Annotated in this window: 10 protein-coding genes and 2 pseudogenes; 10 read left to right on the forward strand and 2 right to left on the reverse strand. The window is 40.9% G+C overall.

All coding sequences use genetic code 11. The features are described 5' to 3' along the window. Positions 1-2: 2 nt before the first annotated feature. Positions 3-992 carry a class 1b ribonucleoside-diphosphate reductase subunit beta gene (nrdF, locus tag Q5C82_RS04540; RefSeq protein ID WP_003221108.1) on the forward strand — a complete coding sequence of 330 codons (990 nt, stop codon included), beginning with the start codon at positions 3-5 and terminating at the stop codon, positions 990-992. A gap of 48 nt (positions 993-1,040) precedes the next feature. After that, complete coding sequence (locus Q5C82_RS04545; RefSeq protein WP_003221111.1) at positions 1,041-1,661, forward strand: hypothetical protein; 621 nt, start codon at positions 1,041-1,043, stop codon at positions 1,659-1,661. Between the two features lie 63 nt (positions 1,662-1,724). Here Q5C82_RS04545 and Q5C82_RS04550 read toward each other — a convergent pair whose 3' ends face one another. Then, complete coding sequence (locus Q5C82_RS04550) at positions 1,725-2,492, reverse strand: N-acetylmuramoyl-L-alanine amidase (protein ID WP_003221113.1); 768 nt, start codon at positions 2,490-2,492, stop codon at positions 1,725-1,727. A gap of 795 nt (positions 2,493-3,287) precedes the next feature. Here Q5C82_RS04550 and spoVK point away from each other — a divergent pair. The 8 genes and pseudogenes from spoVK (at position 3,288) to Q5C82_RS04590 (ending at position 11,630) form a co-directional block, all read left to right on the forward strand. Continuing rightward, complete coding sequence (spoVK, locus tag Q5C82_RS04555) at positions 3,288-4,256, forward strand: stage V sporulation protein K (RefSeq protein WP_019714490.1); 969 nt, start codon at positions 3,288-3,290, stop codon at positions 4,254-4,256. A gap of 133 nt (positions 4,257-4,389) precedes the next feature. Then, positions 4,390-5,652, forward strand: a complete 1,263-nt coding sequence (gene hflX / locus Q5C82_RS04560) for a GTPase HflX (protein WP_003221119.1) — start codon at positions 4,390-4,392, stop codon at positions 5,650-5,652. A 17-nt stretch (positions 5,653-5,669) separates the two neighbouring features. Then, entirely contained in the window at positions 5,670-6,935 is a 1,266-nt protein-coding gene (locus tag Q5C82_RS04565) for an aminotransferase class I/II-fold pyridoxal phosphate-dependent enzyme (protein ID WP_003221121.1), read from the forward strand. 109 nt (positions 6,936-7,044) lie between these two features. Continuing rightward, positions 7,045-7,452: a transcriptional repressor GlnR gene (glnR, locus tag Q5C82_RS04570; protein WP_003221123.1), complete on the forward strand. Its 408-nt coding sequence runs from the start codon at positions 7,045-7,047 to the stop codon at positions 7,450-7,452. Positions 7,453-7,510: 58 nt separating this feature from the next. Next, complete coding sequence (gene glnA / locus Q5C82_RS04575; protein WP_003221126.1) at positions 7,511-8,845, forward strand: type I glutamate--ammonia ligase; 1,335 nt, start codon at positions 7,511-7,513, stop codon at positions 8,843-8,845. A 440-nt stretch (positions 8,846-9,285) separates the two neighbouring features. After that, a complete protein-coding gene (locus Q5C82_RS04580; protein WP_003221128.1) occupies positions 9,286-10,125 on the forward strand; it encodes an SMI1/KNR4 family protein in 840 nt (279 codons plus the stop codon). Positions 10,126-10,466: 341 nt separating this feature from the next. Then, positions 10,467-10,934, forward strand: a pseudogene (locus Q5C82_RS04585) (hypothetical protein). 210 nt (positions 10,935-11,144) lie between these two features. Continuing rightward, entirely contained in the window at positions 11,145-11,630 is a 486-nt protein-coding gene (locus Q5C82_RS04590; RefSeq protein WP_003221134.1) for a hypothetical protein, read from the forward strand. Positions 11,631-11,952: 322 nt separating this feature from the next. On the opposite strand, the pseudogene Q5C82_RS04595 reads toward Q5C82_RS04590, so the two are convergent. Next, positions 11,953-12,110 (reverse strand): annotated as a pseudogene (locus Q5C82_RS04595) (thermonuclease family protein); the annotation flags it as partial. Positions 12,111-12,173: the final 63 nt, after the last annotated feature.

A 12,173-nucleotide genomic window follows, 5' to 3' on the forward strand; every position in this document is an offset into this window, starting at 1 on the left:
TAGTGACGAAAATTTATGACGCAGCAAACTGGTCAAAGCATGAAGACGACTTTACCCAAATGTTCTATAACCAAAATGTGAAACAGTTCTGGCTTCCGGAAGAGATTGCTTTAAACGGCGATCTCCTCACTTGGAAGTACCTCGGGAAAAACGAGCAAGACACGTATATGAAGGTGCTGGCCGGATTGACTCTTCTTGATACAGAGCAGGGGAATACAGGAATGCCGATCGTGGCTGAACACGTAGACGGCCACCAGCGGAAAGCCGTGCTGAACTTTATGGCGATGATGGAGAACGCCGTTCACGCAAAATCGTACTCTAATATTTTCATGACCCTGGCACCGACTGAAACCATCAATGAAGTATTCGAGTGGGTCAAACAAAATAAATATTTGCAGAAAAAAGCGCAAATCATCGTCGGACTTTACAAAGCCATTCAAAAAGATGACGAGATTTCACTGTTCAAAGCGATGGTTGCTTCCGTCTATCTGGAAAGCTTCCTCTTCTATAGCGGTTTCTATTATCCGTTATATTTCTACGGACAAGGAAAACTAATGCAAAGCGGGGAAATCATTAACTTGATCCTTCGTGATGAAGCGATTCACGGCGTCTATGTGGGTCTCCTTGCTCAGGAAATCTACAATAAGCAGACAGAAGAGAAAAAAGCAGAGCTTCGCGGATTTGCGATCGACCTTCTGAATGAGTTATATGAAAATGAGCTTGAGTATACAGAAGACTTGTACGATCAAGTTGGACTCTCACACGATGTAAAGAAATTCATCCGATATAATGCCAATAAAGCGCTGATGAACCTTGGATTTGATCCATATTTTGAAGAGGAAGATATTAATCCGATCGTTTTAAACGGATTAAATACAAAAACAAAATCACATGACTTCTTCTCTATGAAGGGGAACGGTTATAAAAAGGCGACAGTTGAGCCGCTCAAAGACGATGACTTTTATTTTGGAGATGAAAAAGAGCAGATATAATATCTGCTCTTTTCGCTTGAAGGTTCAAATGAGGAGGACGCAGTAACCATGGGAAAAATGGACGAAATGATTTTAGTCGCCCCGCGCGATGACGTGTTTAAGAAAGAAAGCTTAACCTTCCAGGGCGTGAACAGTGAAGATAGCAAAGTAGCAGAAATCATGGCTCAGATCGAAGCCGGCTATCGTGAAATGAGAAGGGGAGACGCAGAAGAAGATCCGCATTTCAAGCAGCCGATCCCTTATGTCGTCATTAAGCGCGAAGATGAAGTTTTCCTTTACGAACGGCTGGCTGGCGGCGGAGAATCGCGTCTGCACAATAAGCTTTCTCTCGGCTTTGGAGGCCATATGAACTCGATTGAAGGAGCAGCCTCATTTGCTGAAGTCTTAAAGCTGAACACAGACCGTGAACTTGACGAAGAACTGCAAATAAATGAAGAAGATAAACAGGCGATTGTCACACTGGGACTCATCAATGATGATGAAAACAGTGTCGGCAAAGTGCATATTGGTATTCTTTCTGCGCTTCAATTAAAGCCAGGCTCACAAGTGGAAGTGAAGGAGAAAGAACAAATTGCGGGAAAATGGATGAAAATCTCTGAATTAAAACAGGACGACATCTATAACCGTCTGGAAACATGGTCACAATTTGTTATTGATATTCTTGAATAAAAAAACCCGGTTTCTCATGATGAGGAGCCGGGTTTTTTTACGAGACGCTAGTCCGCGTCTAGACTATGATTCTAGAATCACAATAGCGTCAAAGCCGGCATTTCTCGCTCTGGCAGCAAGAGCATCTGCATTGTCTTTGGATGAAAATGCGCCGATCTGTACCTTGTATAATCCGTCCTTTAAAAGGACAATCGTGTCAAAGCCTTTAGCTTCAGCACTGCTTGCAAGTGAGTCCGCATTCTCTTTGACTTTAAATGCGCCGACCTGAACCTTATATAACCTAGAGCTAGAGGTCTTTTTAAGGTTAAAGGCTTGCTCCAGCCCGTTTGCATACCCTCTCGCTAAGCTTTGAATAAAGCTGTTTGTTTTCAGCTTATTTGCATCCGCAACGGTATCAATGAAACCGTTCTCGGTCAATAGGGCAGGCATTGCTGACTCCCTTAAAACGTGGAAGTTTGCTGTTTTTCTGCCGCGGTCTGCAAAGTCGACAGCTTGTATCACATTAGAGTGAATTGCCGATTGGTAAGTCGTCGTCGGGGCACCGACTCCCGGGTAAATGTAGCTTTCGAAACCTGTTCCGCCCCCGGCATTAATGTGAATGGATAAAAAGAAATCTGCTCCCCAGCTATTTGCAGCATTTGTCCGGTCGCTTAAGCTGACATATTGGTCGCTTGTCCGGCTCAGCAGCAAAGAAACCCCTTCATACTCATTTATCAATATCGTACGTAAAGCTAAAGCGATTTGCAGGGTTAACGTTTTTTCTTGAAGGCCATTTCCTGTTGCGCCTGGGTCAGACCCGCCATGGCCAGGATCAATAAAAATCTTAACCATTCTTCATCACCTCATTACAGGATATGAAAAAACACGGCTCCTGCTTGTACGATTATCATTCGTCTAAAAAATGAGGAAATAACCCTTTGGATGCGGAAATTATTTCTCGGGAAAGCGCACAATTCAACATGAAGCGACAGCAGATTCTATCTGAATGAAAAATATGAATTTTGTGGGTTCGGCTTTATTTCCACTGATACCGTCTTGTCTTCAGCTTTGCGTTAGGCACTTGGAACGTAAATTAATACGCAAAGCTCCTTTCATATGCTGAGAAGAAAAAGGCAAGGAAAACGTGTCGCTGAAGACATCTCTTTATTAATAGAAGAAAAAAATGTCTCAGGTATCTTGAGCGAATGAGGGCAGCAAATTAACCGCGATCAATATGCTGTCAGGTGTGATCAATTCGTATTTTTGGCTCGCTCCCTATTCAAAACCGAAAGTGTCATGCCAAACAGGGTGCGCAACGGACAAAGAGCGCAGCTTCGGAGAGTATCTTCCGCTGAGAGATTCATTTGAGCTGTTGAAAGCGATATAGGAAGTGTCCGTGATAAAGAAGTTTATATGTCAAAGGCATATCACCATATTCATAGCAGTGTTCCTTACAAAATTGTTAAAAACAAAATCTCTTGGTTTGTCCACCCCCTGTCCGTGAATACAATAAGAAATAAAGTATTTCTCGGGAAAGCGCAAGATTCCTTATCATTCCCGAAAAAAGCAATTGTTTCGACACATGATAGGCGTTTGTCACAAACGGCATCCGCTTGAATATCATATAGAGAGAACAGAGAGGTGAAAATGTTGGAGCGCGCTGTGACATATAAAAACAACGGACAGATCAACATTATTCTTAACGGGCAAAAGCAGGTGCTGACGAATGCTGAGGCAGAGGCGGAATATCAAGCTGCATTGCAAAAAAACGAAGCAAAGCACGGCATTTTGAAGGAAATCGAAAAAGAGATGAGCGCACTGGTTGGGATGGAGGAAATGAAACGTAACATCAAGGAAATATACGCCTGGATTTTTGTGAACCAAAAACGTGCGGAGCAAGGCTTAAAGGTGGGGAAGCAAGCGCTGCACATGATGTTTAAAGGAAATCCGGGAACAGGAAAAACGACGGTTGCACGGCTGATCGGCAAGCTGTTCTTTGAAATGAATGTCCTGTCAAAAGGCCACCTGATAGAAGCGGAGCGGGCTGATCTGGTCGGAGAATATATCGGCCACACCGCCCAAAAGACGAGAGATTTAATCAAAAAGTCATTAGGCGGCATTTTGTTTATAGACGAAGCTTACTCGCTGGCTAGAGGCGGCGAAAAGGACTTTGGAAAAGAAGCGATCGACACACTTGTAAAGCATATGGAAGATAAACAGCATGAGTTTATTTTGATCCTTGCCGGATATTCTCGGGAAATGGATCATTTTCTCTCATTAAATCCCGGTCTCCAATCAAGATTTCCCATCTCCATTGATTTTCCGGATTATTCTGTCACCCAGCTGATGGAGATTGCGAAACGCATGATCGCTGATAGGGAATACCAGCTCAGTCAAGAAGCGGAATGGAAATTGAAAGATTACTTAATGACAGTCAAAAGCACGACAAGCCCCATTAAATTCAGTAATGGCCGTTTTGTCAGAAATGTGATCGAAAAATCGATCAGAGCGCAAGCCATGAGGCTTTTAATGGGAGATCAATACTTAAAAAGCGATTTGATGACCATCAAAAGCCAAGATCTATCCATTAAAGAAGAAGCGTCTGGCTCTGTATAGACCTCTCAGTGTTCGAGAGGTCTGTTTTTTGCTTGTATTTCTTGCTTTTCAAAGCAATCGATTTGTGGTATACACATGCAGGGTTTGGTATGATAATACTACTGCCCAATATGCAAAAGAAAGGAACATCCATTTGAACGAACAGGAAACAAGACAAGAAAAAGCTATTTTAGTCGGATGTCAGCTGCCGCATATCACGGATGAGCATTTTGAAAATTCCATGGAAGAGCTTGCATCTTTGACAAAAACAGCAGACGGAAAAGTATTGACCAGCGTCACACAAAAACGGAACAGGGCTGACGCCGCTACATATATAGGAAAAGGGAAGGTAGAGGAGCTAAAGGCACTGGTGGAAGAACTTGAAGCTGATCTCCTTATCTTTAATGATGAGCTGTCGCCAAGTCAGCTGAAGTCATTGGCAACAGCGATTGAAGTAAAGATGATTGACCGCACGCAATTGATATTAGATATTTTCGCAAAGCGGGCGAGAACGAGAGAAGGCAAACTTCAGATTGAGCTGGCTCAGCTGCAATATGCACTACCGCGGCTGACGGGACAAGGGATCAATCTCTCCCGGCAAGGCGGAGGAATTGGGGCGAGAGGTCCCGGGGAAACGAAACTGGAAACCGACCGCCGCCATATCAGAAATCGCATTCACGAAATCAACACACAGCTTTCAACCGTTATCCGCCATAGAAGCCGGTACCGTGAAAGAAGAAAGAAAAACGGTGTGCTTCAAATTGCGCTTGTCGGATATACAAACGCGGGGAAATCAACATGGTTCAACCGCCTGACAAGTGCTGACAGCTATGAAGAAGACCTCCTGTTTGCCACACTGGACCCGATGACCAGGAAAATGGTTCTGCCAAGCGGCTATAGCGTGCTTCTGTCAGATACAGTAGGGTTTATTCAGGATCTTCCGACAACTCTGATTGCTGCATTCCGATCAACGCTTGAGGAAGTAAAAGAAGCGGATTTGATCCTGCATTTGATTGATTCTTCAAATGAGGATTACGTAGGACACGAAAAAACGGTGCTTCGGTTGCTTGAGGAGCTTGAAGCCGATGATATTCCGATGCTGACGGCTTACAATAAACGTGATCAAAAACTGCCTGATTTCATACCGTCTGCCGGAAGGGATCACATTATGGTCAGTGCGAAATTTGAGGAAGACGCTAATGCGTTTAAAGAAGCGATTCAGCGCTATCTGCGCGAAGAGCTGTTAACGTCATTTGAAGCGCATGTGCCGGCAAGTGAAGGGAAGCTCCTTTCCAGAATCAAATCGGAAACGATGGTTGATCGCTTCTATTTTAATGAAGAAAATGAACGGTACGACATATCAGGCTATGTACAAGAAGAGCAAAGCATCATCGGTGAATTAAAGAAGTATATGTAGGAAGGAAATTCAAAAACATGTTTGACACATTAACACACGGAGAATTATTGAAAAAAACGGCAATGGAAGTGGAAGCGGACATTGCCGGTGTTCATAAACAAATAGAAGAAATCAGCGAGCGCAATGAATGGAGAGTGCTTCAAAGCTATAGAAAACACAAAGTAAGCGACACTCATTTCACGCCGTCTACTGGATACGGCTATGATGATATCGGAAGAGATACGCTTGAAAGCATTTATGCGGATGTGTTTGGCGGAGAAGCGGGGCTTGTAAGGCCGCAAATTATCTCAGGCACGCATGCCATCTCGATTGCTTTGTTCGGTGTTCTCAGACCGGGGGACGAGCTTCTTTATATAACGGGCAAGCCATATGATACGCTAGAAGAAATTGTAGGCGTCAGAGGCGGAGAAAACGCTGGATCGTTAAAGGATTTTCAAATCGGCTACAATGCGGTTGATCTGACGGAAGACGGAAAAATAGACTATGATGCAGTCGCCGCTGCGATCAACCCGAAGACGAAAGTAATCGGCATTCAGCGCTCAAAAGGGTATGCAAATCGTCCTTCTTTCTTAATTAATGAAATAAAAGAAATGATCCGGTTTGTAAAAGAAATCAATGAAAACTTGATCGTCTTTGTGGACAACTGTTACGGGGAATTTGTGGAAGAGCTTGAGCCTTGCCATGTCGGAGCCGATCTGATGGCGGGATCTCTCATTAAAAATCCCGGCGGCGGTCTTGCGAAAACAGGAGGCTATCTCGTTGGAAAAGCGAAATGGATTGAAGCTTGCTCATACCGTATGACGTCACCTGGCATCGGCAGAGAAGCAGGAGCATCTCTTTACTCGCTCCAAGAAATGTATCAAGGATTCTTTTTGGCGCCTCACGTTGTGTCTCAAAGCTTAAAGGGAGCGGTGTTTACAGCGAGATTCCTTGAAAAACTGGGCTTCACTTCAAACCCGAAATGGGATGCGAAAAGAACAGATTTGATACAATCCGTTGAGTTTTCTGACAGAGAAAAGATGATTGCCTTTTGCCAGGCCATTCAATATGCATCGCCGATCAATGCCCACGTGACACCTTATCCAGCCTACATGCCGGGATACGAAGATGATGTCATTATGGCAGCAGGCACATTTATTCAAGGAGCAAGCATCGAATTATCAGCAGATGGTCCTATCCGCCCGCCGTATGTAGCGTATGTTCAGGGTGGATTAACCTATTCGCATGTGAAGAATGCCATATGCAGTGCAGTGGATTCATTGATGGAAAAGCAATTAATTTAAATTTTTTTAAAATTTCACTGAATTTGATGTTAAGAATCCTTACATCGTATTGACACAAAATATAACATCACCTATAATGAAACTAAGTTAAGAAAAGGAGGAAATTGAGATGAGTGATAATATTCGCCGCTCAATGCCTTTATTTCCAATAGGAATTGTCATGCAGTTAACGGAGTTATCAGCAAGGCAAATTCGATATTATGAGGAAAATGGACTGATATTTCCAGCCAGAAGCGAAGGGAATAGACGATTATTTTCATTTCATGATGTAGATAAACTGTTAGAAATCAAGCACCTGATAGAACAAGGTGTAAACATGGCAGGAATTAAACAGATTCTGGCGAAAGCGGAAGCCGAGCCGGAGCAAAAACAAAACGAGAAGACGAAAAAACCAGTGAAACATGATCTGTCCGATGACGAACTGAGACAGCTCCTGAAAAACGAGCTCATGCAAGCCGGCCGTTTTCAAAGAGGGAATACATTCCGCCAAGGCGACATGTCCCGCTTCTTTCATTAATCCGTTAGCAACTGTTTTGCTATATACATTTACCTTTTAAGAGGAGGAGTTTTACGAAATGGCAAAGTACACTAGAGAAGATATCGTAAAATTAGTAAAAGAAGAAAACGTGAAGTATATCCGTCTTCAATTTACTGACATTCTTGGAACAATCAAGAATGTTGAGATTCCTGTAAGTCAGCTTGAAAAAGCGCTTGATAATAAAGTCATGTTTGACGGTTCTTCTATTGAAGGATTCGTTCGCATCGAAGAGTCAGACATGTATCTGTATCCAGATCTGAATACATTTGTTATCTTCCCATGGACAGCTGAAAAAGGTAAAGTAGCACGTTTCATCTGTGATATCTACAATCCGGATGGCACACCTTTCGAAGGTGACCCGCGAAACAACTTAAAACGGATTCTGAAAGAAATGGAAGACCTAGGCTTCAGTGATTTCAACCTCGGGCCTGAGCCTGAATTCTTCTTATTCAAATTAGACGAAAAAGGCGAGCCGACGCTTGAACTAAACGACAAAGGCGGATACTTCGACTTGGCTCCAACTGACTTGGGAGAAAACTGCCGCCGCGATATCGTTCTTGAGCTTGAAGAGATGGGCTTTGAAATCGAAGCGTCTCACCACGAAGTAGCGCCTGGCCAGCACGAAATCGACTTTAAATATGCTGGTGCAGTCCGCTCTTGTGACGACATCCAAACGTTTAAACTAGTTGTCAAAACAATTGCCCGCAAACACGGTCTGCATGCGACATTTATGCCAAAACCATTGTTCGGTGTGAACGGTTCCGGTATGCACTGCAATCTATCACTCTTCAAAGATGGCGTTAACGCATTCTATGACGAAAACGCAGACCTTCAGTTAAGTGAAACAGCGAAACACTTCATTGCAGGTATCGTGAAGCACGCAACAAGCTTTACAGCAGTAACAAATCCGACAGTAAACTCTTACAAACGTCTTGTTCCTGGCTATGAAGCACCTTGCTACGTTGCATGGAGCGCGCAAAACAGAAGCCCGCTTATCCGTATCCCGGCTTCCCGCGGCATCAGCACACGTGTTGAAGTCCGCAGCGTAGATCCAGCTGCTAACCCGTACCTTGCACTTAGTGTATTGCTTGCTGCAGGCTTAGACGGAATCAAAAACAAACTAGAAGCGCCAGCTCCAATCGACCGCAACATCTACGTCATGAGCAAAGAAGAGCGCATGGAAAACGGAATCGTTGACCTTCCAGCAACACTTGCGGAAGCGCTAGAAGAATTCAAATCAAACGAAGTCATGGTCAAAGCGCTGGGCGAGCACCTATTCGAACACTTCATCGAAGCAAAAGAAATCGAATGGGATATGTTCCGCACGCAGGTTCACCCTTGGGAGCGCGAACAGTATATGTCTCAATATTAATCTTTCAATCCCTTGGCACTATTGGTGTCAGGGGATTTTTTGATTTAGATTAATAGAATGAGAAATTAGATTTTTGGTCAATGACCAAATTATGACCAAAAATATTTGAAGTTAGAAATCTAACTCTACGATTGGCGAGACATAATTCTTTGTCCGGTTTTGGTCAAGTTTTTTACTTACATGAGAATAAACATTCGCGGTTACCTTTATGACCTAAGCGCTCTCATGTCTGCACCTGATTCTAAAAGTAATACAGCATGCGTGTGAATGCATGGATTGGCATTTTATCAATATTTGCTCGTTTTAAAATGCGATTAAACGCATTGAAGAGAGTAGACTTACGTAAGATATCTCCGTCTGTTTTATTTTCATGAAACATTACAAATTTAGAAGCGTATATGTATAGTTGTATGTATTACGTAACCTATAGGAGGTAATAAATGAGAGTATTTTGGGAGAAACCTGAATATGATCCTTTAAGGTTAAAAGACATCAGTGAAGACGAAATAAAAAAAGTCGAAAAAAAGTTAAACTTAACTTTGCCTCAACAATATAAAAAATTGATTATTCAACAAAATGGTGGATTGATTAATTTTAATGCGTTCCCAACAAATCAGGAAACGTCTTGTGCAGACGACCATATTGAAGTTGATCACATTAGAGGGATAGAAAAAGATTTGGGAATCTTAGAGAGTGAATACCTAATAAAAGAATGGGGTCTACCCCAAAAACTGTTGTTAATACAGGGAGATGGACACAATTGGGTTGCATTGGATTATCGCCAAACGAATGAGAATCCACCTGTTCATTACTTTGACCTTGAATTAAATAATGACTTTAAGATTGCAGATTCATTTGATGAATTTTTATCTAAGCTATATACACATGAATATGAAGATGAAACTCATGAATACGATAACTTAGATTTTGATGTTCATACTATTGATCCAAATGATCCTGATGCTATAAAGAAGGAAGAAGTCGAAAAAATACTGATTAGTAAGAATCCTTTAGAGATTCATAGGATTTCTCTTTTTCCAATCCAAAGTCTTGAAGACCTAGAGTGGATACTGCACATTATTAAAGAAAATTCCATAGAAATAAAAGGTGACATGGCTTTTGAATTGGCTGATGTATTGATGTCAATTGTTTCTTCGTACACACATCAAATAAAGTCGGCAAATTTAAGAAAGATAGTTCGAGAAGCTGCTCAGGAGTTAGGAAAGTCCAAAAATGAAGATACTGAAATTATATTAGATCAATTTAAAGACTTCATGTAATACAAACCTTCATTTCCTCTCTTTGTTTATTTTTAACATCAACTTGAGTAATGTGTTAAAATCCTAAAGAATAGAAGGAATCAATAAAAAAGCTATCGGAATATTTTGATTGTTGACTTTGCTGAAGCCAGTCAGTTGAACAATCGATTTCTGGGATAGTGGCGGTTCAAGCTTCAGATGAAATCCGGTTGATTCTGAGTATGAAGAGTATAAGGATGACTTAACTGCGAAGAGGATACATACAAGGATTACTAAAAACTTCGAAGGGAGGGGAAAGTTGAATAGCACATTCACACCTACGAGCAGCTGTTGACAAGATGATTTTAGAGGCAGGACATGAAATGGAACTGTATAATGAATTTATAAAAATAGCTAAAACTCTTAATAAGGAGTTAGACATTACTCCATTATTATATGGCTCTTTAGGTCTTGAAAAGGTAACTGGGTTGGACTTTTCCCCAGAAGTATTGATATCCTAATTCCTTTAATTTTTTTAGAGGAAAAGTGGGGAAAATTAAAAAAACTTATGGAACTGCAAGGATACAAAATGGTTGATTTACAAGAGCATGAATTTAGGAAAACTAATACTAAAATAGGCATTGCCTACATAGAGGATTTAAGACCATTTGCAGATGTAGACTACAATACTCTAGAGATTTTTGAATATTATGGAGCATAATATCATTTGCTAACTATTGTTGATTACCTCAAGATTTATAATAAGTCTTTATTAGATGGTTAGAAGAACAAAGAAGAATAATAAAGACGAAAGTAAAATTAACATATTGAAAAAACTAATACAGAATTAATTTCTATTATTCTTTTTTGTTTCAATTTTGATAAATGAATTTAAGTATATTTGCACTTCTGAAAACTCACTATCTAACAGTTTTGAATACATCCCGAATATAAAGTATCCTGTATATATCATAGTTGGTATATAGTCACCATAGGCCAGAGAGTTCCCTCACATTCTTTCTGGCGTTAGTTTCGTTTTAAACTGTAAGGAGGACAACACTGTGCAGAAAGCTTTAAGACGTTTATTCAAGAAACAGAAAAATCAAAGTCCAAACGCTGATGGCTATTTGCATATTCTAGAGAAGGATATAAATCTAGAATTAAAACAAAAAATATTTGCGTTGGAAGGCTTAGGGGAAGTAGTAGCAGAAAAACTGCAACATAAGTACACAGATGCTTTTGGAAGTCAGGGCAAACGTAACCTTAGCATCAAAATTTGTAGAGACATAGATGGAGATGTGTTAAGTGATTTAACAGCTGAGAGATGCTTAGAAAAAGAATACCGTTCCCGAATAACAATTAATTATGGAACTGTGACAGCCTATGATGAAGATTTAGACGCTTTTACAATTGATTTATGGTATTACTACGGTGGATATATAAGAACAGGTTGTGGAACATTATTCGATTTGAATAATAATGATTTAGAAAAAGAAATTGAAGAGATGCTAATATTTTTACTACAGGACAAACATTCCGAGAAATAAAAAAGCCATAAGGGCTTTCAGTTATCATTCCTAAGCTAGTTGTCATGATCTTGTACATTTTAAATTGATAAGCAGGATGAGAGCTAAGACGCCATTCGGATATTTCTTTCTAATCTCAATACAATGTGCAAACGTTTGTGATTCTCCAGTTGACGCTGCAGAGGACAAATTTCGTTTTCTTTTATTGGTATAGTGGAAATGTCACTTGGTGCTTTCTGATTTAGATGTTATGCTTTTTTAACCGCTTATTTTTCTGTTTAACACAGGCATTAAATCCGCGGTCAATCACATATCCATAACAGACTTGCCATCAACACAAACGGTATGCTAACAGCCTTCCATACTTATCTCTGCGATCACCTGTATCAAACTCTAATTGCAGCTTACCGCTGCTAACCAATTCCTTGTTTCGCTTAGATCATCTTTGCCATATGGTTGAACACAAGAATCTGTGTTTACGAGTAAGTAGCGTACTGTATCAAAAAGGACTGAGCGTCATAATTGACACGTGACATTTCTTAAATATTTAAGAAACTGAATAAA

Source organism: uncultured Bacillus sp. (assembly GCF_958411575.1).
GTDB lineage: Bacteria > Bacillota > Bacilli > Bacillales > Bacillaceae > Bacillus > Bacillus spizizenii.

Bases quoted from the DNA above. Each gene is read 5' to 3' on its own strand.
- Q5C82_RS04545 (WP_003221111.1), top strand. From the start codon at position 1,041: ATGGGAAAAATGGACGAAATGATTTTAGTCGCCCCGCGCGATGACGTG.
- Q5C82_RS04550 (WP_003221113.1), bottom strand. From the start codon at position 2,492: ATGGTTAAGATTTTTATTGATCCTGGCCATGGCGGGTCTGACCCAGGC.
- spoVK (WP_019714490.1), top strand. From the start codon at position 3,288: ATGTTGGAGCGCGCTGTGACATATAAAAACAACGGACAGATCAACATT.
- Q5C82_RS04565 (WP_003221121.1), top strand. From the start codon at position 5,670: ATGTTTGACACATTAACACACGGAGAATTATTGAAAAAAACGGCAATG.
- glnR (WP_003221123.1), top strand. From the start codon at position 7,045: ATGAGTGATAATATTCGCCGCTCAATGCCTTTATTTCCAATAGGAATT.
- glnA (WP_003221126.1), top strand. From the start codon at position 7,511: ATGGCAAAGTACACTAGAGAAGATATCGTAAAATTAGTAAAAGAAGAA.
- Q5C82_RS04580 (WP_003221128.1), top strand. From the start codon at position 9,286: ATGAGAGTATTTTGGGAGAAACCTGAATATGATCCTTTAAGGTTAAAA.